The organism is Rhodanobacter geophilus (genome assembly GCF_040812275.1).
GTDB classification, from domain to species: Bacteria; Pseudomonadota; Gammaproteobacteria; order Xanthomonadales; family Rhodanobacteraceae; genus Rhodanobacter_A; species Rhodanobacter_A geophilus.
Genome location: NZ_JBFOHL010000008.1, coordinates 185,018 through 211,033, shown reverse-complemented (window position 1 = coordinate 211,033; position 26,016 = coordinate 185,018). Strand labels below are relative to the sequence as shown.

General features: G+C 69.9%; 20 protein-coding genes. 8 read left to right on the top strand and 12 right to left on the bottom strand.

Features of this window, described 5'->3' with window-relative positions; translation table 11 throughout:
• Nucleotides 1–32: 32 nt before the first annotated feature.
• The 7 genes from ABQJ56_RS10610 to ABQJ56_RS10580 form a co-directional block, all read right to left on the bottom strand.
• Nucleotides 33–2,870, bottom strand: coding sequence for a hypothetical protein (locus tag ABQJ56_RS10610; protein ID WP_367844986.1), 2,838 nt, complete (start codon nt 2,868–2,870; stop codon nt 33–35).
• A gap of 53 nt (nt 2,871–2,923) precedes the next feature.
• Nucleotides 2,924–4,309: a TIGR03013 family XrtA/PEP-CTERM system glycosyltransferase gene (locus ABQJ56_RS10605; RefSeq protein ID WP_367844985.1), complete on the bottom strand. Its 1,386-nt coding sequence runs from the start codon at nt 4,307–4,309 to the stop codon at nt 2,924–2,926.
• A 206-nt stretch (nt 4,310–4,515) separates the two neighbouring features.
• The gene (locus tag ABQJ56_RS10600) at nt 4,516–5,571 is read right to left on the bottom strand and encodes an SDR family oxidoreductase (protein WP_367844984.1); all 1,056 of its coding nucleotides are present in this window, start codon (nt 5,569–5,571) and stop codon (nt 4,516–4,518) included.
• Nucleotides 5,571–6,848 carry a Vi polysaccharide biosynthesis UDP-N-acetylglucosamine C-6 dehydrogenase TviB gene (gene tviB, locus ABQJ56_RS10595; RefSeq protein WP_367844998.1) on the bottom strand — a complete coding sequence of 426 codons (1,278 nt, stop codon included), beginning with the start codon at nt 6,846–6,848 and terminating at the stop codon, nt 5,571–5,573. The genes ABQJ56_RS10600 and tviB overlap by 1 nt, the downstream gene beginning before the upstream one ends.
• A 269-nt stretch (nt 6,849–7,117) precedes the next feature.
• Entirely contained in the window at nt 7,118–8,437 is a 1,320-nt protein-coding gene (gene thrC / locus ABQJ56_RS10590; protein WP_367844983.1) for a threonine synthase, read from the bottom strand.
• Entirely contained in the window at nt 8,434–9,420 is a 987-nt protein-coding gene (locus ABQJ56_RS10585) for a homoserine kinase (RefSeq protein WP_367844982.1), read from the bottom strand. Before ABQJ56_RS10585 ends, thrC begins: the two co-directional genes overlap by 4 nt.
• On the bottom strand, nt 9,417–10,565 hold the full coding sequence (locus ABQJ56_RS10580; protein ID WP_367844981.1) for a homoserine dehydrogenase family protein: 1,149 nt from the start codon (nt 10,563–10,565) through the stop codon (nt 9,417–9,419). The genes ABQJ56_RS10585 and ABQJ56_RS10580 overlap by 4 nt, the downstream gene beginning before the upstream one ends.
• A gap of 394 nt (nt 10,566–10,959) precedes the next feature.
• Here ABQJ56_RS10580 and ABQJ56_RS10575 point away from each other — a divergent pair, with 394 nt between their 5' ends.
• Nucleotides 10,960–11,694 (top strand): c-type cytochrome, encoded by a 735-nt coding sequence (locus tag ABQJ56_RS10575; RefSeq protein WP_367844980.1) that lies wholly within the window; start codon nt 10,960–10,962, stop codon nt 11,692–11,694.
• On the top strand, nt 11,691–12,986 hold the full coding sequence (locus tag ABQJ56_RS10570) for a cytochrome c (RefSeq protein ID WP_367844979.1): 1,296 nt from the start codon (nt 11,691–11,693) through the stop codon (nt 12,984–12,986). Before ABQJ56_RS10575 ends, ABQJ56_RS10570 begins: the two co-directional genes overlap by 4 nt.
• 47 nt (nt 12,987–13,033) lie before the next feature.
• On the opposite strand, the gene ABQJ56_RS10565 is transcribed toward ABQJ56_RS10570, so the two are convergent.
• Entirely contained in the window at nt 13,034–15,028 is a 1,995-nt protein-coding gene (locus ABQJ56_RS10565; RefSeq protein WP_367844978.1) for a bifunctional 2',3'-cyclic-nucleotide 2'-phosphodiesterase/3'-nucleotidase, read from the bottom strand.
• A gap of 202 nt (nt 15,029–15,230) precedes the next feature.
• On the opposite strand from ABQJ56_RS10565, the gene ABQJ56_RS10560 reads away from it, so the two are divergent.
• Nucleotides 15,231–17,474, top strand: coding sequence for an NADP-dependent isocitrate dehydrogenase (locus ABQJ56_RS10560; RefSeq protein WP_367844977.1), 2,244 nt, complete (start codon nt 15,231–15,233; stop codon nt 17,472–17,474).
• A 222-nt stretch (nt 17,475–17,696) separates the two neighbouring features.
• Here the strand turns inward: ABQJ56_RS10560 and ABQJ56_RS10555 are convergent, their stop codons facing one another.
• Nucleotides 17,697–19,406, bottom strand: a complete 1,710-nt coding sequence (locus ABQJ56_RS10555; RefSeq protein ID WP_367844976.1) for an N-acyl-D-amino-acid deacylase family protein — start codon at nt 19,404–19,406, stop codon at nt 17,697–17,699.
• A gap of 491 nt (nt 19,407–19,897) precedes the next feature.
• Between ABQJ56_RS10555 and ABQJ56_RS10550 the strand changes: the two genes are divergently transcribed.
• The gene (locus ABQJ56_RS10550; RefSeq protein WP_367844975.1) at nt 19,898–20,998 is read left to right on the top strand and encodes a TraB/GumN family protein; all 1,101 of its coding nucleotides are present in this window, start codon (nt 19,898–19,900) and stop codon (nt 20,996–20,998) included.
• On the opposite strand, the gene ABQJ56_RS10545 is transcribed toward ABQJ56_RS10550, so the two are convergent.
• The 3 genes from ABQJ56_RS10545 to ABQJ56_RS10535 form a co-directional block, all read right to left on the bottom strand.
• On the bottom strand, nt 20,999–21,946 hold the full coding sequence (locus tag ABQJ56_RS10545; RefSeq protein WP_367844974.1) for an aldo/keto reductase: 948 nt from the start codon (nt 21,944–21,946) through the stop codon (nt 20,999–21,001).
• Between the two features lie 128 nt (nt 21,947–22,074).
• Nucleotides 22,075–22,389: a hypothetical protein gene (locus ABQJ56_RS10540; protein ID WP_367844973.1), complete on the bottom strand. Its 315-nt coding sequence runs from the start codon at nt 22,387–22,389 to the stop codon at nt 22,075–22,077.
• A 146-nt stretch (nt 22,390–22,535) separates the two neighbouring features.
• Nucleotides 22,536–22,742 carry a hypothetical protein gene (locus ABQJ56_RS10535; protein WP_367844972.1) on the bottom strand — a complete coding sequence of 69 codons (207 nt, stop codon included), beginning with the start codon at nt 22,740–22,742 and terminating at the stop codon, nt 22,536–22,538.
• A gap of 103 nt (nt 22,743–22,845) precedes the next feature.
• On the opposite strand from ABQJ56_RS10535, the gene ABQJ56_RS10530 reads away from it, so the two are divergent.
• The 4 genes from ABQJ56_RS10530 to ABQJ56_RS10515 all read left to right on the top strand — a co-directional run bounded on the left by ABQJ56_RS10530 (nt 22,846) and on the right by ABQJ56_RS10515 (nt 26,002).
• Complete coding sequence (locus tag ABQJ56_RS10530; RefSeq protein ID WP_367844971.1) at nt 22,846–23,769, top strand: LysR substrate-binding domain-containing protein; 924 nt, start codon at nt 22,846–22,848, stop codon at nt 23,767–23,769.
• An 83-nt stretch (nt 23,770–23,852) separates the two neighbouring features.
• The gene (locus ABQJ56_RS10525; protein ID WP_367844970.1) at nt 23,853–24,515 is read left to right on the top strand and encodes an NYN domain-containing protein; all 663 of its coding nucleotides are present in this window, start codon (nt 23,853–23,855) and stop codon (nt 24,513–24,515) included.
• Nucleotides 24,516–24,594: 79 nt separating this feature from the next.
• Nucleotides 24,595–25,449: a class I SAM-dependent methyltransferase gene (locus ABQJ56_RS10520; RefSeq protein WP_437343417.1), complete on the top strand. Its 855-nt coding sequence runs from the start codon at nt 24,595–24,597 to the stop codon at nt 25,447–25,449.
• Nucleotides 25,450–25,465: 16 nt separating this feature from the next.
• Nucleotides 25,466–26,002, top strand: a complete 537-nt coding sequence (locus ABQJ56_RS10515; protein WP_367844969.1) for a pseudouridine synthase — start codon at nt 25,466–25,468, stop codon at nt 26,000–26,002.
• The last annotated feature ends 14 nt before the right edge of the window (nt 26,003–26,016 follow it).

Sequence of the window (26,016 nt, the reverse complement as noted above, 5' to 3'; positions counted from 1 at the left end):
TGTAGTGCACGGCGTCCATCTCCAGCATTCCGTCATCCCTTGTACGGCTTGGGGTAGCCGGGCACCGGCAGGGCGGACACCGGCGGCGCATATTGCACGGGCTGCTGCACGCTGTTGCCGTTCACCGTGAAGTTGAGCACGCCCTGCGCGCTGCTCGTGGTGGTGCCGCCCGCATTCACCGTGATGGTCTGCTGGCTGCCGCTGGTCGCCACGGTCACGGTGTAGCCGGCCGACGGGGCCAGGTCGGTGATCACGTGCCGCGCGGCGAGGTTGTCGACGGTGTAGGCGATCGTGCCGGCCAGCCGCGTGCCGGCCGTGCCCGTGCTGCTGACCACCACCGCACTGCCGTCCGCAGCGGCCAGCTGCACCCCGACGATGCCGCCCTGGTTGACGACCACCGGCTTGGCGCCGGCCACCGCGGATGCGGAGCCGGACAGGTCGAACACGGTCAGCCACTGCTGGCTGGCCGCGGCCGCGGCCGGGCGCACCTGCACCTGCCAGGCCTTGACCGGGTTGCTGGTCGGGTACATCGCCACGGTCGTCAGCTTCGCGTTCTGCGGCAGCACGGTGGTCATCGCGCCGGCATAGGTCCCGCCGTAGCTGACGTCCAGGCGATTGTCGCCGGCCGCGGCGGAACCGCTGGCCGGGCTGGCCGGGAAGTGCCAGGCCATGTACTGGTCGTAGCCCGCGCTGCCGGCCGTGGTGCGGTCGTAGACCACGAAGCGGTTCGGACGCAGGTACACCACCTCGCGCGACCAGTTCACCACGGCCTTGCCGGCGGCGAAGCTGCGGTACATGTCCTGCAGGCCGGTCGCCAGCACGTAGACGTAGCTGCCGCCGTCCTCGAACGCGGCCACCTTGGTGCTGGCCTGGTTGTCCTCGCTGGTGCTGGCGAACTGGCCGAACTGTTCGGCCGGCGTGCCGTTGCTCATGTTGCGCACGTAGAAGACGTTGTAGATCTGGCGGTTGCCCGAATAGATGTTGCCGCTGCTGAAGCTGCCGAAGTTGTCGGTGTAGACCAGGTTCTCGTCGGCGGTGCCGTTGGGGTCGTGCACCATCCAGCCGGCGGCATTGAGCAGCAGCGGCGTGCCACCGCGGACCAGGGCCAGGCTGCCCTGGTCGAAGTACTCCTCGCCTTGCGCGGGATTGTTGGCGTACGGCGCGGCGCGGAAGGACATCCAGCTGGCGCCGGTGCCCCAGTCCGAGCGTGCGGCGACCGCACCCAGTCCCTGCGCGAAATAGGACAGCGGCAGTCCGCTCACCGGTGCCACCGTGCCGGCCGGGTCCAGCGCCAGGAATTGCAGCCACGGATCCGCCGCGCCGTAGCCGCTGGTGGCGGCGTTCACATCGGCCAGGTACTGGCGCAGGATCGCGCTGTGCGGCGAACCCCAGTAGTCGAGCGCGCCGAGCAGCTGCTGGAACAAACCCACCTGGGTGGTGCCCGGCGGCTGGCTGCCCGAACCGGAATGATTGGTGTCGCGGTCGTCGAAATAGGCACGCGAGGGCCAGGTGAAGTGCATCGTGTAATCGGCGCTGTCCAGTGGGTAGGCATAGGGCGCCGTGGCATGCACCAGGTCCTGGCCGGTGGCGGTCTTGACCTCGCGCAGGGGCATGGTCATGTTGAGCACGCCCAGCGGGGCGTAGTTGGCGTAGCCCTCGGGCCAGCCGCCGCCCAGCAGGTGCTGCTGGTAGTACGGCTGCACGCGCTTGGCGAACTGGTTGTTCAGCCAGTCGTCCCACTGCGCCGGCGCCGAGGGGTTGTCCTCGTAGGTGGCCAGGGCGATGGCCGCCTTGGCATGGAAGTAGCCCGCGTAGTAGTTGCTCTGCGGATGCGCGTACTCGAAATCGGCACAGCCGTTCGGCGCCTCCCAGGCGGTGATCCACGCGTTCGCGGTGGTGTAGACCTGCGTGCGCTGGGCCGGCGTCAGCAGGTCGTACACCCAGTCGTAGCCCAGGCCCATGCCCACGCCGTAGAACCGCATGCCGTAGCCACTGTCGGTGCAGGGCGGCTGGCCCTGGCTGCCGGAGGTGGACATCTTGAGCAGGATGTCCACCGCCTTGGCTCCGTAGTTGGCGGCCGCCGAGGCATTGCTGGTCTTGAGCACCTGGTAGCACATGCCTTCGGCCAGCAGGGCGGGCACGTAGCCGCTGCCCTGGTAGCCCTGGCCGATGTTGGGCAGGTCCGGATAGGTGTTGCCCGTGGGGTACTCCACCGTGCCGCCGATGTAGGAGTCGCACTGCGCCTTCAACGCCGTCCATTGCGGGTTGGAGCTGGTGGCGCGCTGGCGCAGTGCGGCCAGCGTGGTGCTGTCCAGCAGCAGGCGCGGATGAGGCGCCAGCGTCACCGCGGCCAGCGCCTGCACCGAGAAGGCGGCCGGCGTCGGCGTGGAAGCGCCGCGTGGGCGCGTCTTGGCATCCACCAGGGCCAGTACGCGCGAGGGCTCGCATGGATGGGATGCCTGTGCGGCGGCGGCCCGGGCATCGCATGGCAGGTCCTGATAGGTCCATGCCAGGCTCTCCGGCGAGAGCTGCACAGCTGCCCTGGCATCCGCCACAGCCGGTGCCTGCATCGCCTGCGTCACCGCAACGGCGGGAACTGTCCGGGGGCGCGCCGGCGTGGCCGGTGATGCGGCGAGCGGCACTTGCCGTGCCGCTTCCTCCGTCACGGCGGCGGGTACCGCGTGGTTGTCAGGCGCCGCTGGTTCGTCGCGGATCCGCACGATGGCCTGCGCCATCACCACGGCCGCCAGCAACGCCGCGGCCCCCGCCAGCGCGGCGCGCCAACGCCAGTTGCGGCGGGGTGCCGCGAGCAGCCCCCGTCCGTGCGTGGCGGATGTGCCCGGATGGCTCGGCAAGCTTCGATTCGGCATGGCGAATCCTCGGATCAGATGGATGCACCGGACCGGCCCCGACAGGCGGCCGGTCAGCGTGCGCCCCGGCCGAACAACACCACCTCGACCGTCTGGATCAGGATCAGCAGGTCGAACAGCAGGTTGTTGTTCTTGACGTAGTAGAGGTCGTACTTGAGCTTCTCGGCGGCGTCGTCCTCGGATGCGCCGTACGGGTAGCGCAGCTGCGCCCAGCCGGCCAGGCCGGGTTTGAGGCAGTGGCGCAGGTGGTAGTAGTGGATCTTCTGCGCCAGGTCGGCGACGAACTGCGGTCGCTCGGGGCGCGGACCGATGAAGCTCATCTCGCCCTTGAGCACGTTCCACAGCTGCGGCAGTTCATCCAGCCGCACCTTGCGGATGAAGCGGCCGACGCGGGTCACGCGGCTGTCGTCCCTGGACGCCCAGCGCGCCACGCCATCGCGCTCGGCATCGATCCTCATGCTGCGGAACTTGATCAGCCAGAAGGTGCGGCCACGCACGCCCACGCGTTCCTGGCGATACAGGATGGGCTGGCCCGGACCCGATTCGAGGCGGATGGCCAGTGCCGTCAGCAGCATCAGCGGCCAGGCCAGCGCCAGCACCAGCAGCGCCGCGGCCAGGTCGAAACTGCGCTTGCTGAGCCGGCGCATCGGCGAGGCATAGAAGCCACCCGAATAGACCAGCCACGAAGGGTAGGTCAGCGAAAGCTGCACACGCCCGGATTCGCGCTCGAAAAAGGTGGTGAGGTCGGTCACCTCGATGCCCAGCTGCCGGCATTCGAGCAGCTCGTCCATCATCAGGCTGCCGCGGCGATCGTCGACGCCGACCACGATCTCGTCGATGCCGTGCCGTTCGGCCCAGACGTCCAGCGGAGCATTGGGCGTGACCAGCAATTCGGTCGGCACGCTGACGGTTTCGTCGGGCCGGGGCACGAAACCGACCACCACGAAACCGCGCCGGTCGGAGCGGCGGCGCATGCGGTTGTGGATCTGTGCCGCGCGCGTGCCGCCGCCGAGGATCAGCACCCGCCGCTTGAACGCTTCCACCTCGACCAGCCGCAGGAAAACCGCGCGGAACGCGGTGACCGCGACGAAGCCGACCACCAGCGCGATACCCAGCACGCCGCGACCCATGTAGGCCTTCGGCAGCACGTAGTACGCCACGACCAGACCCAGGCCGCCGAGCGTGAAGCCGACCGCCTGGCGCGCCAGCAGTCCGAACCAGGTGACACGCATGTGCGCCTGGTACTGGCCCATGGCCGCCAGGCCGAGCAGCAGCATCAGGCCGAACAGCAGCGAACGCTCGGGCAGGTGGTGCAGCTCGTTGGTGTCGCCGAAGCGCAGCAAGGTGGCGGCGTTCAGCGATGCGCAAAGCAGAAGCAGCTCGACTACCGCCAGCAGCAGCAGCCAGCGCGTGGATTGCCTATGCAGAAACCGCAACATTCCCTCTACCCCCTCCCCCGGCATCCAGTGCCAGTGGGACATGAAGGGTAGCAATGCTACGGGCCGCTGTCCATATCACTTGTCGACCGAATGTGCAATAATTACATATGTCGAATACTTCACATATTTGACATCTCGATCGGCGGCCGGCCACGGGAACTGGACGAATCCACCGGCACGCGGCCCGGCTTACCGCTGCAGTGGGGTCACGGGCTCCGGGCCTGTTGTGCGATGAACCCCAGGTACCACGGCATCGCCTCGCCCAGGCCCTGGACCAGGGTATGGGTGGGCACGTAGCCCAGGCGCGTGGCGGCGCGGCTGATGTCGGCCAGCGAGTGGCGCACGTCGCCCGCGCGGAATTCGCGGTGGACCGGAGGCCGGTCGTAATGCAGGTTCTCGGCCGCGAGCTGCTGCACCAGTCCCTCGAACAGCTGGTTGAGGCTGGTGCGCTGGCCCACCGCCACGTTGTAGACCAGGTCGCGGTGCTCGTCGGTCGACAGCGCCGCCAGCAGGTTGGCCTGCACCGCGTTGGCGACGTGGCAGAAGTCGCGCGTGGTCTCGCCGTCGCCGTTGATGAACACGTCCTCGCCGCGGATCATGGTGGCGATCCATTGCGGGATCACCGCGGCATAGGCGCCTTCCGGATCCTGCCGGCGGCCGAACACGTTGAAGTAGCGCAGGCCGACGGACTTGAAGCCGTAGCAGCGGGCGAACACCTCGGCGTAGATCTCGTCGAACAGCTTGGTCGCCGCGTAGGGCGACAGCGCGCGGCCAATGCGGTCCTCGACCTTGGGCAGGCTGGGCTCGTCGCCGTAGGTGGAACTGGAGGCGGCGTAGGTGAAGCTGGCCACGCCGGCGTCGCGCGCGGCCACCAGCATGTTGATGAAGCCGGTGGCGTTGGCCGCGTGGGTGGCCAGCGGATCCTCGATCGAGCGCGGCACCGAGCCCAGCGCGGCCTGGTGCAGCACATGGCGCACGCCGGCGCAGGCGGCGCGGCAGTCATCGATCGTGCGGATGTCGCCCTCGATGAAGCGGAAGCGCGACCACGCCTCGGGACCGACCAGCTGCTCCACCTCGTCGAGGTTGCGCCGGTGGCCGGTGGCGAAGTTGTCCAGGCCGACCACGGCCTGGCCCAGGCCCAGCAGCGCCTCGACCAGGTTGGAGCCGATGAAGCCGGCGGCGCCGGTGACCAGCCAGGCGCCCGTTTCGGCGCGCACCCGCGCCTGCAGGTCCGGCGGCAGCAAGCTGTCCAGCGTGGCCATCACAGCCTCCCGTCGACCGCGTCGCGCGGCAGCACGTACTTGACGTCGTAGACCACGGACTCGGGCTTGCCGTAGGCACGCACGCCTTCGGCGCCCAGCGCCACGAACTGGCGATGGCCCACCGCGACGATCACCGCGTCGTAGGCTCCCCGGGCGGGCTCGGCCAGCGGCACGAGGCCGTATTCGTGCTCGGCCTCGGCGGCATTGACCCACGGGTCATGCACGTCGACCTGCGCGTTGTAGCCGCGCAGCGCCTGCACGATGTCGACCACCCGCGTGTTGCGCAGGTCCGGGCAGTTCTCCTTGAACGCCAGGCCCAGCAGCAGCACGCGCGCATGCACCGGGTTGATGCCCTTGCGCACCATCAGCCGGATCACCTCGCCGGCGATGTACGGGCCCATGCCGTCGTTGGTGCGCCGGCCGGCCAGGATCACGTCCGGGTGATGGCCCACCTCCTGCGCCTTGTGGGTGAGGTAGTAGGGATCGACGCTGATGCAGTGGCCGCCGACCAGGCCCGGCCGGAACGGCAGGAAGTTCCACTTGGTGCCGGCCGCCTGCAGCACCTCCAGCGTGTCGATGCCGAGCTTGTTGAACAGGATCGCGAGGTCGTTGACCAGGGCGATGTTGAGGTCGCGCTGGGTGTTCTCGATCACCTTGGCCGCCTCGGCCACCTTGATGCAGCTGGCCTGGTGGGTGCCGGCGGTGATGATCGAGCCGTACAGGCGGTTGACGAAATCGGCGACCTCCGGCGTGGAGCCGGAGGTGACCTTGAGGATGCCGGTGACGCGGTGCTGCTTGTCGCCCGGGTTGATCCGCTCGGGGCTGTAGCCGGCGAAGAAGTCCCGGTTGAAGACCAGCCCGGAGCCCTCGGCAAGGATGGGCACGCACACTTCCTCGGTGCAGCCGGGGTAGACGGTGGACTCGTACACCACGAGATCGCCCGGCTTCAGCACCTTGGCCAGGGTCTGGCTGGCCTTGACCAGCGGGGTCAGGTCCGGCCGCTTGGCCTGGTCGATCGGGGTGGGCACGGTGACGATGTAGACGTTGCGGTCGCGCAGGTCGTCCAGCGTCGCCGAAAAGCGCAGGCGCGCGGCGGCGGCCAGTTCGGCGGCATCCACCTCGAGCGTGTTGTCGCGGCCGGCGCGCAACTCCCCGATGCGTGTCTGGTTGATGTCGAAACCGAGCGTGTCGCAACGCTTGCCGAATTCCACCGCCAGCGGCAGGCCGACGTAGCCCAGGCCGATGATGGCGATCTTGCTGTCTTCCGGATTCTGCATGCGGGCGTCCCAGGTCTGCTGGCTGGCGCGGGCCGCCTTGGCGGCGGCCATGAAGGGAGACAGCGACGTGCGTCACTGGGGCCGCAGGCGGGTGCGCATGCCGCAGACGCGGGATCATGCATGCCGACGCGTGCCACCGGCACGGCCGGCACTCCCTCGACCTATCGTAATGGCTGCGCAGTCCCCCCGCATAGCCGACGAAGCCGTGCCAGTCATCCGCGAGCCGGGTACGTGGCGCCGCCGTGACGACGGCACGATCGCGTACGGTTTCAGGCAGGCGGCGGTTCGCGCAGCCAGTGCTTCAGGGCTGCGTCGGTCGCCGCCAACGGTCCGGCAGTGGCCGGCCGCTGCAGCATCGCCGCCAGTGCGGGCGGCACCGGCACCGGCCGGGCGACCAGCGGCTCCACCACCTGCTCGAACTTTGCCGGATGCGCGGTGGCGACCGCGGCCCAGGGTCGCGTGTCGCCTCGTTCACGCAAACGGTCGAGCAGATGCACGGCAGCGGCGGTGTGCGGGCAGAACACTTCGCCATGTTCGCAGGCGTGCGTGGCAATCGTGTGGCGGATCGTGGCGTCGTCCACGCTTTCCGCCCGCAGCGCACAGCGCAGCGCCGTATCGTCGCCGCCGAAGGTCCAGCGCAGGCGCTCGAAGTTGCTGGGCGCGCCCACGTCCATCGCGTTGGCCAGCGTGGCGACCGCTTCGCGCGGCGCATAGTCGCCCCCGGCGAAGAACGCGGGCAGGGTGGCGTTGGCGTTGCAGGCGAGGCGGATATCGCCCACCGGCAGGCCCATCGCGCGCACCCACAGGCAGGCCAGGGCGTTGCCGAGGTTGCCGGTGGGCACGATGAAGTGCAGCGGCTCGCCGCGTTCGCGCCAGAATGCCAACGCGGCGTGCGCGTAGTAGCTCATCTGCGGCAGCAGGCGGCCCAGGCTGATGCTGTTGGCGGAACTGAGCGGCACGTCGCGCTGCAGCCCGGCGTCGTTGAGCGCGGCCTTCACCATGCGCTGGCAGTCGTCGAAACGGCCGGCCACGCGCAGCGCCTGCACGTTGTCGCCGAAGCAGCCGAGCTGATGCGCCTGGCGTGGCGAAACCAGGCCATCCGGATACAGGATCGCCACGCGCACGCCCGGCTGGCGATGGAAGGCCGCGCCCACCGCCGCGCCGGTGTCGCCCGAGGTGGCGACGAGGATGGTGAGCGGCCGCTCGTCCGCCCGCGGCAGCCGGCGCAGGCAGGCGGCGAGGAAGCGCGCACCCGCGTCCTTGAACGCCGCGGTGGGGCCGTGGAACAGCTCCAGCACCTGCGCGTCGCGATAGGGCAGCGCGCGCAACGGCACGGGGAAATCCAGCGCCTCGGCGCAGATCGCGGGAAGCTCGGCGGCCAGCGGATCGCCGGCGAAAAACGGCGCGAGCAGGGTGGCGGCGGTGCCGGCCAGCGAGCCGTGCGGATCGAAGTCCGCGGGAGCCAGCGCCGGCAACTGCCGCGGAACATACAGGCCGCCATCCGGCGCCAGCCCGGCAGCCATCGCCGCGCTCAACGTGGCGGCCGGTGCGCGCCCGCGCGTACTGGGGAAACGCAAGGCTGCACTCATGCGGCCGCCTCGTCATCGAGCAGCGTGGCCGCCGGCCCATCGATCGGCGCCACGAACGCATCGCTGTCCAGCCCGGCTTCGGCAAACGCCGCACGCATGGCCACGGCAGCCGCCTCCGCTTCATCACGCTGCTCGAACCAGCCGAACACGCTGGGGCCGCCTCCGGAAATGCTGGCCCCCAGCGCGCGATGATCGAGCGCGGCCTGCTTCACCCGCGCGAAGTTCGGCACCAGTGACGCGCGCCGCGGTTCCACCAGCACGTCCTTCAGCCCCTCGCGCACCAGCGCGGCGTCGCCTTGGAAACAGCCGGCCAGCAGCAGCGAGAGGTTCGCGCTCTGCGCCACGAACTCGCCCAGCGCGTAATGGCCGGCCAGCGCCGCGCGCGCCTTGCGCGTTTCCAGCACGAAGTGCGGATGCACCAGCGCGCAATGCCAGCCGGCCGGCACCGGGATGCGCAGCACGCGGTCGTGCGTGGCCAGCGCCAGGCCGCCGAGCAGTTGCGGGCCCACGTTGTCGCCGTGGCGGCCGCCGCTGGCCACCGCCTCGCCATCCATCGCGAAGCCGTACAGCGCCTCGCGTGGCAGCGGCGTCTCCAGCAGCGCGTTGGCGGCGACCAGCGCGGCCACGCAGGAGGCCGCCGAGCCGGCCATGCCCGAGCCCAGCGCGATGCCCTTGTGCAGGGTGAGCTCGAAACCGTGCTGCACCCCCAGCGCCTTGCGCAGCGCGAGCAGGGCGGCGCCGGCGGTATTCGCGCCCGCGTCGGTGGGCAGCGCGGTCACGCAACCGCGGATCGCCGCGATGCGCACGACGGGCTCGTCGATGCGGCGCACCTCGGCGCGGTCGCCGGCGCCGGCCATGCTGTGGCCGAGGATGTCGAAGCCCACGCCGACGTTGCCGACGCAGGCGGGTGCGAAGGCGGTGGCGTGGGCGAGGCGTGGCGATCGTGCGCTCATGGGTTCCTGCAACGGGGCGAGGGCGTTCATGCCTGCACCCCCAGCGACTCGGCGATGCGCAGCAGGTCGGCGAACACGCCGGCCGCGGTGACTTCCGGCCCCGCGCCGGGGCCTTGCACCTGCAGCGGATTATCGCAGTAGCGGCGGGTGGTGAACTGCACCACGTTGTCGGTGAGCCGGCTGTGCGCGAACGCGTGCGTGGCCGGCAGCACCGCCAGTCTCACGCTGGCGCGGCCGTGCCGGTCGAGGCGGGCGACGTGGCGCAGCACGCCGCCTTCGGCGCGCGCCGTGGCCAGCTTCGCGGCCAGCGGCGGGTCGAGTTCATCGAGACGCCGCATGAATTCGTCCGGCGGCAACGCGGCCAGCGCGGGCGGCACCAGGCTCTCCACGGCCACCTGTTCCAGCGACAGCGGCCAGCCGGCCTCGCGGGCGAGGATCACCAGCTTGCGCGCCACGTCGAGGCCGGACAGATCCTCGCGTGGATCGGGCTCGGTATAGCCCAGCGCATGCGCCTCGCGCAGCAGCGCGGAGAACGGCTGGCTGCCGTCGTGGCGATTGCACAGCCAGGCCAGCGTGCCGGAGAACATGCCCTCGATGCCCAGCAATTCGTCGCCGGTGTCGAGCAGGTCGCGCAAGGTCTGCACCACCGGCAGGCCGGCGCAGACGGTGGCCTCATAGCGGAAGCGCGCGCCGCCCGTGCAGGCGGCGCGGATCGCCTGCCAGCGCTCCAGCGGGCCGCTGCCGGCCAGCTTGTTCGGTGTCACCACGTGCAGGCCGGCGGCCAGCCAGCGCGGATAGTGCGTGGCGACGGCGTCGCTGGCGCTGCAGTCGACCAGCAGCGCGTGGCGATCGTCGTTGCCGTGCACGTGGGCGGCGAACGCATCCAGGTCGTTCGGCCGCCAGATTTGCGCGCCGCCGTGGCGGCCGTTGAGTTCGGCGTCGTCGCAGTCCAGCCACATGCGTTTGCTGGCCACCACGCCGCACAGTTTCAGCTCCAGCGCGTGGTCGCGCGCCAGTCGCGGCTGCGCCGCGCGCAACTGTTCCAGCAACGCGCTGCCGACCCGGCCCGGGCCGATCACGCCCACCGCCAGCGTGCGCCGACCGGTGCCGGCGCGCGGCATCGCGAGCGGTGGCAACGAAGGGTGTGGGACTTGCTCGATTGCACAGGTGATCACGACGGCCTCTCCGATGGAGGCCCGTCCTGTCTGGCGTGTCGGCGTGTGCCGGCCCGCCTCGTCGAGGGCGGGCCGTTGCGTGGGGAAACTCAGCTACGCACGACGCTCCGCCCGGACCAGGTACCGGTACCGGTGGTAATCGTGGTGGTAATGGTGCTGGCGATGTCGCCCGCGCGCGGCGGCATGCGACCGGCGGCAGCCGGGGCGAAGTGCATGCGGGCGAGGGCGGAAAGCGGCGACATGGCGTCGACACTAAGGCCGATGTTGCACTGCAGTCAACAGATGCATTTGCAACTGTTCCGCCGTGTCCGGCGCGGGCGCGCGGCCGCGGCAGGTTGTCGCGATGGCCGGTTTTGGCCGTCCGGCGTGGACCCGCACAATTACAATATCGGCGATGAATCTCTCCTCCTCCTTGCGCTGGCTGCCCCGCGCCGGCGTCGTGTTGCTTGCGTCCGGCGTCGGCATGGCGGTCGCCGCGACGGATGTGCCGGATTCCATGCAGCAGCGCGTGGCCGCCTGCGCCAGCTGCCACGGTGCCCGTGGCGAAGGTTTGCCCGGCGACGCGAAAGTGCCGCGCCTGGCCGGCAAGCCGGCCGGCTATCTGCTGCAGCAGCTCGAGTCCTTCCAGGATGGCCAGCGCCACCACGCGGCGATGGAATACGTGGTGCGCCCGTTGAGCCCGGATTACCTGCGACGGATCGCGGAATACTTCGCGGCGCAGCAGGTGCCGTACCACCGGCAATCGCTGCCCGCGGTATCGGCCGCGGCACGGCAGCGCGGCGAACAACTGGTGCGCCACGGAGACCCGGGCCGCGGCGTGCCGGCCTGCGCGAGTTGCCACGGCAGCACGCTGACCGGCGTGGAACCGATGATGCCGGGCCTGGCGGGACTGTCCTACGCCTACATCGATGCCCAGCTCGACGCGTGGCGCACGCACCAGCGTGTCAGCGATGGCCCCGGCTGCATGGTCGTGGTGGCCAATCGCATGACCGGCGACGATGTCGCCGCGGTGGCCGCGTGGCTGGCCAGCCAGCCACCGCCGGCCGACATGCATCCGTTGCCGGCCAGTGCGCAGCATGAGCCGTTGCCAGGCTGGTGCGTGCTGGGCAAGAACGAGGTGAATCCATGAAGCGCGGGCGGCGAAGCGGCATCCTGATCCTGGCGCTGTCCGGCGCGGCCCTGCTCGCCTGGTGGCTGTTCGTGCCTGGCCGCGTACACCAGGCGCCCGCCGCGCAGCTCGAGGCCGAGGCCGCGAAGCTGCGCGATCCCGCGCTGGTCGCGCGCGGCGAATACCTCGCCACCGTGGGCGACTGCGCCGCCTGCCATACCGAGCGTGGCGGCCAGCGCTATGCCGGTGGCCGCTCGCTGGCCACGCCGTTCGGCGACGTGCCCGCGCCCAACATCACGCCCGATGCGGAAACCGGCATCGGCCAGTGGAGCTTCGGGGACTTCTGGCAGGCACTGCACGAAGGCAAGGGGCGCCGCGGCGAGCCGTTGTATCCGGTGTTCTCCTACACCTCGTTCACCAGGGTCACCCGCGACGACGCGCTGGCGATCTTCGCCTACCTGAAATCGCTGCCCCCGGTGCACCAGCCCGATCGCGAGCCGGGCCTGGCCTTTCCCTACAGCGTGCGCAGCAGCCTGCTGGCGTGGCGTGCGTTGTACTTCAAGCCGGGCGTGTACCGGCCCGACCCGGCCAGGTCGCCGGAGTGGAACCGCGGCGCCTACCTCGTGCAGGGCCTGGGCCATTGCAACGAGTGCCATACCACGCGCAATGCCTGGGGCGGCATGGACCCGGACCGCCATCTCGCCGGCGGCACCATCCCCGCGCTGGACTGGTATGCGCCCGACCTCGGCGCGCAGCCGGGCGGCGGCCTGGCGGGCTGGAGCCGCCGGGACATCGTGGACCTGCTCAAGACCGGCCGCTCGGCCAGGGGCGTCGCCTTCGGTCCGATGGCTGACGTGGTGCGCAACAGCACCCAGCACATGAGCGACGCCGACCTGCAGGCCGTGGCGGCCTACCTGCAGGCGCTGCCCGCGCGCGGACCGGCTGCCGCGGCGCCCGTCGCGTTCGTGCAGGCTGCCAGCCACGCACAGGGCGGCGAGCTCTACGCGCGGCAGTGCGCCGCCTGCCACGGCAAGCACGGCGAGGGCGTGCCCGGCATCTACCCGCCGCTGGACGGCAACGGCTCGATCAACGGGCCCACCGCCACCAATGCGGTGCGCAGCGTGCTGCTGGGCGGTTTCGCGCCGGCCACTGCCGGCAACCCGCGGCCGTATTCGATGCCGCCATTCGCGCAGCAGCTGAGCGACGACGAGGTGGCCGCGGTGGTCAATTACATCCGCCAGTCCTGGTCGAACCGCGCCAGCGCGGTGCGGCCCGCCGAAGTGGGCCGCCTGCGCCACACGCCGGTGGACTGAGCCGCCGCCGCGCAGCGGGCGCAGCCTGGCACGCGGCGGCCGGTTCGTCAGCGCGACAGGTCGATCGCGTAGGTCGCCGTGCCGTCGCCGTGGTCCTGCAGCTCGCGGATGTCGCCGAGGCCGTCGGCCCGGGCGATCGCCTGCTTGTTGCTGGCGCTGGTGAACAGCACCGGGCCGGCGGTCTTCAGTTTTGCGAAATGCCAGGAACGGGCCGGCAGGTCGTGCGCGCCGATCTCGCGATGCTGTTGCAGCCAGCGCGCCACGATCTCGCGCGTGCCGGCGGGTGCCGCCAGCACGATGCTGCCGCCGTCCAGCCCCGGGAACCGGCCGCCGCCACTGGCGCGGTAGTTGTTGGTGACCACGACGAAGGGCTGGCCGGGCCGCACCGGCTTGCCGTCGAAGGTCAGCGCCACGATGCGCTGGCCCGCCGGCCTGGCCACGTCGATGACGTAGTGGAGGCCGCCCTGGAGCTGGTCGAAGTTGAAGCCGGGGAAGCGGGTGTTGATCAGTTGCTGCGCGTCGGTCTTCGCCGGGTCGATGCGGTTGAAGCGCTTGGCGGATTCCTCCAGCCACGCCTTCACGCCGGCGCCGTCGGTCTTCACCGCGGCGAGCGTGTTCGGATAGAAGTACAGGTCGGCCGCGCTGCGCAGGGTGAGCGGGCCGGGCGCCACGTCGGTGTAGTCGTCCGGGCCGCCGAAGCCGGTGCGGAACGCGGCGGCGGCGGAGAGCACGGGCACCTGCGCCAGCTCGGGGTGCAGGCGCGGCAGCTCGGCGCGCACGTAGTCGCGCTGCGCGGCATTGACCACGGCGAGCGCCGTCATGTCGCCCTCGTCGGCGAAGTAGCTGGAGAGGCGCACGTCGCTGCGCCCGATCGGCGTGTTGACGTAGGCCACCACGGCTGCCTGCACCTTCGCCACCAGCGGCGCGATGGCGGGGTCGGCTGCCACGCAGCTGGCGGCGTCACCGGGCTTGCCGCAGATCGGCCGCACCTCGCTGTGCGTCCGGCTCTTGTCGATGCTCCAGCGGCCGTCCCGGCGATCCAGCGCCAGCTCGACCACGCCCAGGTCCTTGCCGAAGAAGCCGCCCATCACCGCGGGCACGCCGCGCACGAAGCCGCGCACGTCGTCCACGTCCTTCATCTTCGCGAAGCGCGGTCCGGGGAACTCCGTGTGCGAATGGCCGAGCAGCAGCACGTCGATGCCGGGCACGCCGGCCAGGTGCCAGCCGGCGTTCTCCATCGCGGGCGTGTACGGCGCGGTGTCGAGGCCGCCGTGCACGATCGCCACCACCAGGTCCGGATGCTGCGCCTGGATCTGCGGCAGGTATTTCCTCGCCGCCTCCACCACGCCGTCCACGCTGACCTTGCCGGCAAGGTTCTGCTTGTCCCACTGCATGATCGGCGGCGGGGTGAAGCCGATGATCGCCACGCGCAGCGGCACGTTCTCCGTCTTGCCGTCCGGCAGCTGCACCGCGATCGGCCTGGTGACGATCGTCCACGGCTTGAAGATCGGCGCGCCGTCGCGCGCGCTGTCCACGTTCGCCAGCACCAGCGGGAAATGCGGCCCGGCGCAGCGCTGCCGCGTGCCGCCATCCACGTTCATCGGCGTGCCGGTGACCTGCGAGAGCCAGCCCAGCCCGTAGTTGAACTCGTGGTTGCCCGCGGTGCCGCCGTCGTAGCCCACCGCATCCATCGCACGGTAGATCGCCAGTTCCTGTCCGCAGGCCAGCTTCTGCACCTGCGCCTGCCAATCCGCCAGCACCGTGCCCTGGATGGTGTCGCCGCTGTCGAACAGGAAGTGGTTCGGGAATTGCTTGCGCGCCTCGGCGATCAGCGTGGCGGTGCGCTCGAAGCCCAGCGTGGGATCGGCCTTCTGCTTGTAGTAGTCGTAGCCGAGGATGTTGGAGTGGATGTCGGTGGTTTCCAGGATCGCCACCGTGGCGCGCGTGCCGTCAGGCAGGCCGGGCGCGTGCGCGGGCTGGTGGGCGCAGCCGGCGAGCAGGGCGGCGGCGAGGAGGGCGAGAGCGATGCGGCGACGGGGCATGACGGAATCGAATAAGCACATGGAATCGGCAAGCTAGCAGATCGTTGTGACGGACGGGCAGGCCGCAACGCATCGCGGTGGGCACCGTGCCGGCGCGAATCGCGTCGATGCGGCATGTGCTTTGCCGCCTGCACCGGAAACCGCGACAATGGCGCGCTGGCCTCGCGCCATTCCCCATCGCCGTCAGAGAGTCCCGCCGACCATGTCCGACACGCCCAAGATCATCTACACCCTCACCGACGAAGCACCGTTCCTCGCCACGGCGTCGCTGCTGCCCATCGTCGAGGCGTTCACCGCCACCGCCGGCATCGCGGTGGAGACGCGCGACATCTCGCTGGCCGGGCGCATCCTGGCGCAGTTCCCGGATCGCCTGCAGGACGGCCAGAAGATCGGCGACCACCTCGCCGAGCTGGGCAAGCTCGCCACCACGCCGGACGCCAACATCATCAAGCTGCCGAACATCAGCGCCTCGGTGCCGCAGCTGAAGGCCGCGATCAAGGAGCTGCAGGCGCAGGGTTACGCGTTGCCGGACTACCCGGACGCGCCGCAGGACGATGCCGGGAAGGACGCCAAGGCGCGCTACGACAAGGTGAAGGGCAGTGCGGTGAACCCGGTGCTGCGCGAGGGCAATTCCGATCGCCGCGCGCCGCTCTCGGTGAAGAACTACGCGCGCAAGCACCCGCACAAGATGGGCGCGTGGAGCAAGGATTCGCAGACCCACGTGTCGCACATGGACGACGGCGACTTCTACGGCAGCGAGCAGTCCGTGGTGGTGGACGCGCCGACTTCGGTGAAGATCGAGTGGCTCGGCAAGGACGGCTCCAGCAAGCTGCTGAAGGAGAAGGTGGTGCTGAAGGCCGGCGAGATCCTCGACGCCGCGGTGATGAGCCGCAAGGCGCTGGCCGCCTTCATAGCCGCGCAGATCGCCGACGCCAAGGCGCGGGGCGTGCTGTTCTCGGTGCACCTCAAGGCCACCATGATGAAGGTGTCCGATCCCATCATGTTCGGCGTGGTGGTGAATGAGTTCTACAAGGACGTGCTGGCGAAGCATGCCGACGCGCTGCAGCAGGCCGGCTTCGACGCCAACAACGGCATCGGCGACCTGTATGCGCGCCTCGGCAGCCTGCCGGCGGAGACGCAGGCGGCGATCAAGGCCGACATCGCGGCCGAATACGCGCAGCGCCCCGCGCTGGCGATGGTGAATTCCGACAAGGGCATCACCAACCTGCACGTGCCCAGCGACGTCATCATCGACGCCTCGATGCCGGCGATGATCCGCGACTCCGGCAAGATGTGGAACGCCGAAGGCAAGCAGCAGGACTGCAAGGCGATCATCCCCGACCGCAGCTACGCGGGCGTGTACGCGGCCACCATCGAGGACTGCAAGGCGCACGGCGCGTTCGACCCGGCCACCATGGGCAGCGTGCCCAACGTGGGCCTGATGGCGCAGGCGGCCGAGGAATACGGCTCGCACGACAAGACCTTCCAGATCGCCGCCGACGGCGTGGTCAGGGTCATCGACGAGTCCGGCAAGGTGTTGCTGCAGCACGACGTGGAAGCCGGCGACATCTGGCGCGCCTGCCAGACCAAGGATGCGCCGGTGCAGGACTGGGTGAAGCTGGCGGTGAGCCGCGCGCGCCTGTCGGACACGCCGGCGGTGTTCTGGCTCGATCCGCAGCGCGCGCACGATCGCGAGATCATCAAAAAGGTCGAGCGCTACCTCAAGGACCACGACACCCGCGGCCTCGACGGCAAGCCGCTTCAAATCAGCATCCTCGATCCGGTGGCGGCCACGAAGTTCACGCTGGAGCGCATCCGCAAGGGCCAGGACACCATCTCGGTCACCGGCAACGTGCTGCGCGACTACCTCACCGACCTGTTCCCGATCATGGAGCTGGGCACCAGCGCCAAGATGCTCTCCATCGTGCCGCTGATGGCCGGCGGCGGCCTGTTCGAGACGGGCGCCGGCGGCAGCGCGCCCAAGCACGTGCAGCAGTTCCTGGAAGAGGACTACCTGCGATGGGATTCGCTGGGCGAGTTCCTCGCGCTGCAGGCGTCGCTGGAATTCGTGGGCGACAAGACCGGCGACGCGCGGGTGAAGGTGCTGGCGAAGACGCTGGACCAGGCCAACGGCAAGGTCCTCGACAACAACAAGTCGCCCGCGCGCAAGGTGGGCGAGCTGGACAACCGCGGCAGCCACTTCTACCTCGCCCTGTACTGGGCGCAGGCGCTGGCCGCGCAGGACGAGGATGCCGGCCTCAAGGCGAAGTTCGCTCCGCTGGCCAGGGCGCTGGCGGACAACGAGGCGAAGATCGTCGGCGAGTTGAACGGCGCCCAGGGCAAGCCGGTCGACATCAAGGGCTACTACCACCCCGACATGGCGCGGGTGAGCAAGGCCATGCGCCCCAGCGCCACGTTCAACGCGGCACTGGCGGAATTGCGGTGAGAACGGTCCGGTCTTGACGCAATGGGAAACGGGGCGCCTCGGCGCCCCGTTTCGTTCCACCCGTCGTCGTGATCACCGGGCCCACGCGCCAGCCGCGGGATGGCTTGATCCGTGCCGCCTGCGCCGGAATGGATCGATGCATGCCCATGTCCGGGACACCTGTTTTCGGTCGGGAGCGGGTGCTTCACCTCAGCGAAGACGCATGGGCGCCGCGGCATGCCATCAAGGCACGGCCGTGCGTTGCGACGACGGATGGCCGCCCTCCCTGAATCCGGGCCCGCGCAGCACCTTGCCCGGCAAGGCCGGCGTCATCTTGCCTTTCGCGATCACCGGCACGCCGTTCACCAGGACATAGTCCATGCCCTGCGCAAGCTGCTTCGGCTCCTCGAACGTCGCGGGTGCGCGCAGCTGCGCCGGGTCGAAGACGGCGATGTCGGCCCACATGCCTTTCCTGATGACGCCGCGCTGCGTGAGACCCATGCGCTGCGCGGGCAGGGCCGTCATCTTGTGGATCGCTTCCGCCAGCGTCAGCGCATGATCCTTGCGCACGTATTCCGTGATGATCCGCGAGAACGCGGCGTAGGCGCGCGGATGCGGATGGCCCTGGCCGAGCGGGCCGGTGGGCGCCTGCGCCGCGGCATCGTCGCAGATCGATACCCACGGCTGCCGGAGCGCGAGCGTGACGTCAGGCTGCGACATGCCGAACACGGCGACGTCGGTGGCGGCATGGTCCCTGATCAGCAGGTCGAGCAGGGCGTCGATCGGCGCCTCGTGCCAGCTCCTGGCGACGTCCTCGAGGCGCCGGCCTTCCAGTGCCTTGAGCGACGGGTCCTGCACGGAGGTGATTTCGACCGCGTGCGGGCCGGGGACTTCCAGCCAGTCGTTGCTCCATGCGCCGGAAGGCGTCCGCATGTCCTGTTCGATCCGTGCGCGCGTCTGCGGATCCTTGAGCCGCGCGAGCAGGTCGGCCGTGCCGCCGGCATGCGCCCATGGCGGGATGAACGAGGCGAGGTCGTTGCCCCAGGCGGTGTAGGCATAGGTATCGGCACGTATGTCCAGGCCTTCGGCACGCGCCGCGTCGATCTTCGCGATCACCTTCGGCATGCTGCCCCAGTTCCGGTGGCCGGCCACCTTGAGGTGGAAGATCTCGACCGGGACATGCGCCGTGCGGGCAATCTCGAAGACCTCGTCGAGCGCGGCCATCTCGGCATCGCCTTCGCTGCGCATGTGGGTGGCGTAGATGCCGCCGTAGCTCGCCGCGGTCTGTGCCAGTGCGATCAGTTCCGGGGTGGTGCTGTAGGTGGCCGGCGGGTATTGCAGCGCGGTCGAAACGCCGAACGCGCCGTCGCGCATCGCGTCCGCGACGATGGCCTGCATCTGCTTCAGTTCGCCCGGGGTCGGCTTGCGGTCGCCATAGCCGATCACCATTTCGCGCGCCGTGGCGGCGCCGACGTAGGTGCCGAGGTTCACCGCGATGCCCTGGCCTTGCAGCTGCCTGAAATAGCCGTCCAGCGTCTGCCAGGCCGGCTGGGTGTGCCCGCCCTCCTCCTTGAGGATGGTGTCGTTGAGCGGCGCGACCGACTCGCCTTCGCCGGTGAACAGCGTGGTGACCCCCTGGAAGATCTTCGAGGGCGCATGACCGTCCACCAGCAGGGTGTGGCCCGACTGGTCCAGCATGTCGATGAAGCCCGGCGTGACCACCATGCCCCGTGCGTCGATGACCTGTCTGGCATCGACCCGGCCAAGCGCGCCGATCGCGGCGATGCGGCCGTCCTTGATCGCGACGTCGGCGGAGTACCCCGGCGAGCCGGTGCCGTCGATCACGCGCCCGTTGCGAATGACGATGTCGTACGAAGGAACGGACGCCGCCTGGGCGCCGGATCCCAGCAGGCCGAGCGCGGCGATGAAAAACAGGCGGGCTACCGGGCGCATGGAAAACCCCTGTGTCGATGTCACCAATGATTGCGGGAAGCCATCCTGGCATCAGGCACGGGTGTGCCGGATCCCGGATCCATGGAGAGGAGGTCCGCGGCTTCTTCGTGCAGGCCCGGGCACTCGGGCCGCCTCCGTATCCGGGAGACGATAACGCCATCCATGTCCGTCGGCTACACGGTGGCCTTGAATGGCGAACACCGCGCGGCCGCCCCTGTCCAAGCCAGCCTGGTCGGGACAAGCGATCGGGATCGACCGTCCCGGCCGGCCTCGACCATCCGTGGATCGTGCCAGCCAGGCGGCCCGATCATCGATAATCCATCGGGCCACGTCTTCGCCTCGGCACAGGCGGCGTGTTTGATCGGGCGTATCCGTTCAAGCGCCGTTGCCCCACAGCAACGAACATCGTGTGCCTGGCGCGGTTGCGGCGCCCACACCGGAGTGGCCATGCGCCTCCCCGGTACCGAGAACGACCGACGAGGATGAACCTGATGCGCCCCTGGACCGTGCTGTTGTGTTTCGCGCTGGCTGCGCCGGCCGCGCTTGCCGCGCCGACGCAGGTACCGCCGTCGGCGGCCACGGCGACGGCTGCGCCCGTGCCCGCCGACGTGCCGCTGCTGGCGCCCGTGGTCGTCAGCGGCGTGGTGTCGGGGCCGGGACTGTGGAAGGTCAGCAAGGACGGCCACGTGGTGTGGGTGCTGGGTACGCTGTCGCCGCTGCCGGGGCACATCCAGTGGGAGTCGCGCGAGGTGGAGCAGGTGCTGGCGCAGGCCAGGCAGGTGCTGCCGGAGCCGAGGATCAAGCTGAAGGCGGACATCGGCTTCTTCGGGAAACTCTTCCTGCTGCCCTCGGCCTACGGTGCGCGCAAGAACCCGGACGGCAAGACGCTGGACCAGGTGATGGATGCATCCACCTACCAGCGCTGGCTGGCGCTGAAACGGAAGTACATCGGCGACGACCGCGGCATCGAACGCTGGCGGCCGCTGTTCGCGGCGCAGGAGCTGTACAGGAAGGCGCTGAAGGCGAACGGCCTCAGCAACGACGGTGGCGTATCGGGCGCGGTGGCCGCGCTGGCGAAGCAGGACGGCGTGCCGGAGACGCCGGTGGAATACCGCGTGGAGATCAAGCACCCGGGCGATGCGCTGAAGGCGTTCAAGGCGGCCGCGCCCAGCGACATGGAATGCTTCAGCCGCACGCTGGACGCCATCGAACACGACCTGCCGGCGATGACCGCGCGCGCCAACGCCTGGGCCACCGGCGACCTGGCGGCGCTGCGCGGGCTGCCCGACAGCCACCGCCGCGACGCCTGCGTCACCGCGATCACCAGCGCCGGCTTCGCCCACCAGCTCGGCCTGGATGACATACCCGCGCAAATGGAAGTGGTGTGGCTGGCGGCCGCGCGCGACGCGCTGGCGAAAAACGACACCAGCTTCGCCATGTTGCCGATGGAGGAGTTGCTGTCGCCCAGCGGCTACCTCGCCAGGCTGAAGGCGCAGGGCTACGCGGTGGAGGCGCCACAGGGGCTGGATGATGCGCCGGCCGCTGCAGGCAGCGCGGTGGCGCCGGCCGCGGCGGCCAGCACCACGCACTGATCAGTTCGCGCTGGCCTGATCCAGCGCGGCGACCTCCTCGCTGCCCAGTGTGAGTTGCAGCGCGCCCAGCAGCTCCTGCAACTGCGCCACGCTGGTGGCGCTGGCAATCGGCGCAGTGATGCCCGGGCGGGCGATCAGCCACGCCAGCGCCACCTGGGCGGGCGTGGCCTGGTGCGCGGCGGCCACCTCGTCCAGCGCGGCGAGCACGCCCAGCCCGTGCGGGTTGAGGAAGCGCTTCGCCGCGCCGCCGCGCGCGCCGCTCTTGGCGGGGTCGGCCGCGCTGCGGTACTTGCCGGAGAGGAAGCCGCTGGCCAGCGCGTAATAGCAGATCACGCCCAGGCCTTCCTCGCGCGCCAGTGGTTCGAGTTCCGCCTCGTAGCCGGCGCGTGCGACGAGGTTGTATTCCGGCTGCAGGCACTCGTAGCGCGGCAGGCCGTGTTCCTTCGATACCGCCAGTGCCTCGACGACGCGGTCGGCGGTGAAGTTGGAGGCGCCGATGGCTTGCACCTTGCCCTCCTCGATCAGCCGCGCGAACTCGCCCAGCGTCTCGTGCATCGGCACGCTGGCGTCGTCCTGGTGGGCGAAGTAGAGGTCGACGCGATCGGTCTGCAGGCGCTTGAGCGAACCTTCCACCGCAGCACGGATGTTGAGCGGCGACAGGCCGGGATGCCCGGCCCACTTGGCCACCTTGGTGGCGATCAGCACGCGGTCGCGCTTGCCGCTCCGCTTCAGCCACTTGCCGATGATGGTTTCCGATTCGCCGCCGGCGTTGCCCGGCACCCACGCCGAATAGACGTCGGCGGTATCGACCAGGTTGCCGCCGCCGTCGACGAAGGCGTCGAGCAGCTCGAACGAGCGCGCCTCATCGGCGCTCCAGCCGAACACGTTGCCGCCGAACACCAGCGGGGCAATGGAAAGCGGCGAACGGCCGAGCGTGCGGTGTTGCATGGAAGCCTCCTGACGGGATGTGGCCGACGTACCACCGGCGCGTCGACGCGGACAGCGTGCGAGGCGCACCGTGGGGACAACGACAGCGCGCCAGGGTCGGGCGATGTGCCGACCCGGACGGCCGCCGCTCAGCCGCGACTGGCGAAAGCAGTCACGACGAAGTGCCGGACACGCGGCTCGAATTCCAGCAGATAGTCGCCATCCTCGGGATAGTACCTGGCCTTGAGCAGGTCGTCTCCGGCGAAGGCACGGATGCTCTCCTCCGCATCCCAATGCGTCACGGTCAGGAAATGCGTGACCTCGGCCTCGTCGCGTCGAAGCACGGCGACGGAGCGGTTGCCGGGAACGGAACGGTAGTCCGCAACGGCGTGCTGCTCCAGAAAGCTCGCATAGGCATCGGCCCTGGAGCGTGGCGTGATGCCGTGCCAGATGCGGCAGATCATGGGGTCCTCCCGCGACGGGGCCAGCAAGGCCAGCCTAGACCCAGGCGTCGTTCCGGGCCGTGCGGTCGCTGGCCGTCTGCCCCGTATCGGCGCCGCCGCGCGGTTCCATCGGCCATGCCGGCGCGGCCATGCGCCGACCGGTACGTTCAGGGCGAGTTGATGGGGAACAGCCGGCGGGCGCCGCCTGCCGTGGCGCGCCACGAGTTGCGGCGTTCGACCTCTGTCGCGGTCAGTTGCCGGAATGCGCCGCGCAGGCTCAGCGGACGCTGGTCCGCGCGATCCAGCTGGCGGACGAGTTCGAGGGAATGCACATGGCCTTGCTGCAGCAGCAGGCCGACGAAGGGCGAGCGCATGGTGAATTCCTTGCAAGTGGTAGTGGGGACGAGTGCAAGGTAAGGCGTTACGGGTGCCCGAAAAAGCGATATCTTCGCAAGCCTGCCTTGAAGGACATTCAAGATGACGCGGCTCTCGCTGGACCTGCTGCAGCAGTTCGTGCTGGTTGCCCGCCACGGCAAGCTCTCGCGTGCCGCGGAGCAGGCGCATCTCACCGTGAGCGCGCTCAGCCACCAGATGCGCCAGCTGGAGGAGCGGCTGGGCAGGCGCCTGCTGGAGCGCGGCCCGCGCGGGGTGAGCCTCACCGTGGAGGGTTGCCGCCTGTTCGAGGCGCTGGGCACGCACTTCGACGGCATCGAGCACGCGCTGATGCGCTACCGCGACTATCGCCATGACGCGCTCGTGCTGAGCGCCAGCCCCGGCATCATGTCGAGCTGGCTGGTGCCGCGACTGCCGCGGCTGGTGGCGGCGCATCCGGAGCTGGAGCTCAACCTGCAGTCCACCTCCACGCTGGTGGAGTTCGAGCGCGAGCCGGTGGACTGCGCGCTGCGCTACGGCCGCGGCCAGTGGGAAGGCCTGCATTGCGAACGGCTGTTCGGCGAGTGGATCGCGCCGGTGGCCGCGCCCGAACTGGTGGCGCGGATGGGGGGCGCCAGCCAGGACGACCTCAGCGACTGGCCGCTGCTGGGCGATCCGCACCCGGCCGATCGCTGGCGCGACTGGTTCGCGCGCTTCGGCGGCCGGCTGCCGAAGCGCCGCGTGGCGAACTTCGACAGCATCGACGCGGCGCGCCATGCGGCGCTGGAAGGCCTCGGCGTCGGACTGGGTCGCATGGTGACCTCGAAATCGCTGATCGACGCCGGCCTGCTGGTGGTGCTGGGCCGCAACTACCTGCCGGTGCAGGAGGCGTACTGGCTGGTGTATCCGCCGCGTTCGCAGGAGCACCGCGGCCTGCAGAGCTTCCGCGAGTGGCTGCTGGCCGAGGCGGAAACCTATCGGGCGCAGATGTCCGCCTGGGAGCCGGGCCTGCCGCTGACCGTTGCCTGACGCGTCCCCGGCTCTAGAATGCCGCAGCGCGGCCAGCACGCGCTGCACGTATGCCCATTGCGCTCCACCCATAAGGATTTCCTATGCAACGCACCGCCATCCTCGTCGACGGCGCCTTCTTCCTTGCCCGCTACCGCAAGGTGTGGGGTGAGCGCGACGCGAACGACGCGCGCACCGTGGCCAAGACCGTGTTCGGCATGGCGCTGGAACACCTCAAGGCGCTGGATCGTCCGCGCGAATCGCTGTACCGCATCTTCTTCTACGACTGCCCGCCGCTGGAAAAGAGCTTCGTGCGCCCGGTGAGCGGCGACACCGTGGATTTCGGCAAGAGCGGCGCCGCCGCGTTCCGCCGCGAACTGCACGAGCAGTTGCGCCGCCAGCGCAAGATGGCGCTGCGGCTGGGCCGGCTCGCCGAGCGCGGCGAATGGAAGCTGAAACACCAGGCCATGCAGCAGCTGCGCGAGGGCAGCCTGAAGTGGGAAGACTTGCGCGACGAGCACTACGAGCCGGACATGCGTCAGACCCAGGTGGACATGAAGATCGGCATCGACATCGCCGCGCTGGCCTACAAGCACCTGGTGGACCAGATCGTGCTGGTGGCCGGCGACGCGGATTTCATCCCCGCCGCGAAGCTGGCGCGGCGCGAAGGCATCGACTTCATCCTCGACCCGATGTGGCAGGGCATCGCCTCGGACCTGCACGAACACATCGACGGCCTGCAGTCGGTGTGCCCGCGGCCGTTCTGAGAGCCTGTTGCGTCTCGACCCTTCCTCCACTGACCGGCCGGCAGACTGTGCGACCGGCTTCATCCCCAAGGAGTCACCCATGAAACGTTCGCAGCTCCGTGGCATAGGCATCGCACTGATGGTTTTCGGCGCAGCGGCAGGCGCGCGGCCGGCGATGAAGCATCCACCCGCCGTTGCGGCGGTGTCGTCCGGCAGCACCAGCATCGACGCGGTACTGGCGGGCGGCTGGCGCTCGCCGGCGAACCGTGCGCGCGACGTCTACCGCCACCCCAAGGCCACGCTGCGATTCTTCGGCATCGAGCCGAACCAGACGGTGGTCGAGATCAACCCGTCCGCCGGCTGGTACAGCGAGGTGCTCGCGCCGCTGCTGCGCGACCACGGCCACTACATCGCCGCCGAGCCGATGCCGTCCGGCGGCGGCGAGGCCACGCGCGACGACAGCAGGCTGCGCAAGAAATTCGCCGCCGACCCGGCTGAATACGGCAAGGCGAAAGTGCTCGCCTACGACCCCAAGGCGCCGGTGTTCGGCGCACCCGCTTCGGCCGATGCGGTGCTGACGTTCCGCAACGTGCACAACTGGGCGGAGGCCGGTACCGCGCCCGCGATGTTCAAGGCGTTCTTCGCCGTGCTCCGCCCGGGCGGCGTGCTCGGCGTGACCGACCATCGCGCCGCGCCGGGCGCCACCCTGGAAGCGGTGGAAGCCAGCGGCTACCTGCCCACGGACTACGTGATCAAGCTCGCCACCGACGCCGGTTTCAAGCTCGTCGGCCAGAGCGAGATCAACGCGAACCCGAAGGACACCAAGGACTATCCGAAAGGGGTGTGGACCTTGCCGCCCACGCTGACGCTGGGCAGCAGGGACCGGGCGAAGTACCTGGCGATCGGCGAATCGGACCGCATGACGCTGCGCTTCGTGAAGCCTGCCGCCCACTGAGCCGCAGGCCGTCGCCATGCTGATCGCGCTCAACAAGCCGTACGGCGTGTTGTGCCAGTTCATCAGCGACGACGGCCGGCCCACGCTGGCGGACTACGTGCGGCAGAAGGGCGTCTACGCGGCAGGACGGCTGGACCACGACAGCGAAGGCCTGCTGCTGCTCACCGACGATGGCCGCTTGCAACACCGGCTGGCCGATCCGCGCCACAAGCAACCCAAGACCTACCTGGTGCAGGTGGATGGCGCGATCGACGACGCGGCGCTGGCTGCGCTGCGTCGCGGCGTGGTGCTGAACGACGGCCCCACCTTGGCGGCGCCGGCGGAGCACGCGACCGAGCCGGACTGGCTGTGGCCGCGCGACCCGCCGGTGCGTTTCCGCAAGAGCATCCCCACCAGCTGGCTCACGCTCACCCTGCGCGAGGGCCGCAACCGCCAGGTGCGCCGGATGACGGCGGCGGTGGGCTTCCCCACGCTGCGGCTGATCCGCGTGCGCATCGGCGACTACGCGCTGGACGGACTCGCGCCGGGCGCCACGCGCGTGTTGGCGCGATAATCGCGGAACCCGTC

What these genes read in the sequence shown, in the direction of transcription:
- ABQJ56_RS10610 (WP_367844986.1), bottom strand. Translation starts at nt 2,870, where the DNA reads ATGCCGAATCGAAGCTTGCCGAGCCATCCGGGCACATCCGCCACGCAC.
- ABQJ56_RS10605 (WP_367844985.1), bottom strand. Translation starts at nt 4,309, where the DNA reads ATGTTGCGGTTTCTGCATAGGCAATCCACGCGCTGGCTGCTGCTGCTG.
- ABQJ56_RS10600 (WP_367844984.1), bottom strand. Translation starts at nt 5,571, where the DNA reads ATGGCCACGCTGGACAGCTTGCTGCCGCCGGACCTGCAGGCGCGGGTG.
- tviB (WP_367844998.1), bottom strand. Translation starts at nt 6,848, where the DNA reads ATGCAGAATCCGGAAGACAGCAAGATCGCCATCATCGGCCTGGGCTAC.
- thrC (WP_367844983.1), bottom strand. Translation starts at nt 8,437, where the DNA reads ATGAGTGCAGCCTTGCGTTTCCCCAGTACGCGCGGGCGCGCACCGGCC.
- ABQJ56_RS10585 (WP_367844982.1), bottom strand. Translation starts at nt 9,420, where the DNA reads ATGAACGCCCTCGCCCCGTTGCAGGAACCCATGAGCGCACGATCGCCA.
- ABQJ56_RS10575 (WP_367844980.1), top strand. Translation starts at nt 10,960, where the DNA reads ATGAATCTCTCCTCCTCCTTGCGCTGGCTGCCCCGCGCCGGCGTCGTG.
- ABQJ56_RS10570 (WP_367844979.1), top strand. Translation starts at nt 11,691, where the DNA reads ATGAAGCGCGGGCGGCGAAGCGGCATCCTGATCCTGGCGCTGTCCGGC.
- ABQJ56_RS10565 (WP_367844978.1), bottom strand. Translation starts at nt 15,028, where the DNA reads ATGCCCCGTCGCCGCATCGCTCTCGCCCTCCTCGCCGCCGCCCTGCTC.
- ABQJ56_RS10560 (WP_367844977.1), top strand. Translation starts at nt 15,231, where the DNA reads ATGTCCGACACGCCCAAGATCATCTACACCCTCACCGACGAAGCACCG.
- ABQJ56_RS10555 (WP_367844976.1), bottom strand. Translation starts at nt 19,406, where the DNA reads ATGCGCCCGGTAGCCCGCCTGTTTTTCATCGCCGCGCTCGGCCTGCTG.
- ABQJ56_RS10550 (WP_367844975.1), top strand. Translation starts at nt 19,898, where the DNA reads ATGCGCCCCTGGACCGTGCTGTTGTGTTTCGCGCTGGCTGCGCCGGCC.
- ABQJ56_RS10545 (WP_367844974.1), bottom strand. Translation starts at nt 21,946, where the DNA reads ATGCAACACCGCACGCTCGGCCGTTCGCCGCTTTCCATTGCCCCGCTG.
- ABQJ56_RS10540 (WP_367844973.1), bottom strand. Translation starts at nt 22,389, where the DNA reads ATGATCTGCCGCATCTGGCACGGCATCACGCCACGCTCCAGGGCCGAT.
- ABQJ56_RS10535 (WP_367844972.1), bottom strand. Translation starts at nt 22,742, where the DNA reads ATGCGCTCGCCCTTCGTCGGCCTGCTGCTGCAGCAAGGCCATGTGCAT.
- ABQJ56_RS10530 (WP_367844971.1), top strand. Translation starts at nt 22,846, where the DNA reads ATGACGCGGCTCTCGCTGGACCTGCTGCAGCAGTTCGTGCTGGTTGCC.
- ABQJ56_RS10525 (WP_367844970.1), top strand. Translation starts at nt 23,853, where the DNA reads ATGCAACGCACCGCCATCCTCGTCGACGGCGCCTTCTTCCTTGCCCGC.
- ABQJ56_RS10520 (WP_437343417.1), top strand. Translation starts at nt 24,595, where the DNA reads ATGAAACGTTCGCAGCTCCGTGGCATAGGCATCGCACTGATGGTTTTC.
- ABQJ56_RS10515 (WP_367844969.1), top strand. Translation starts at nt 25,466, where the DNA reads ATGCTGATCGCGCTCAACAAGCCGTACGGCGTGTTGTGCCAGTTCATC.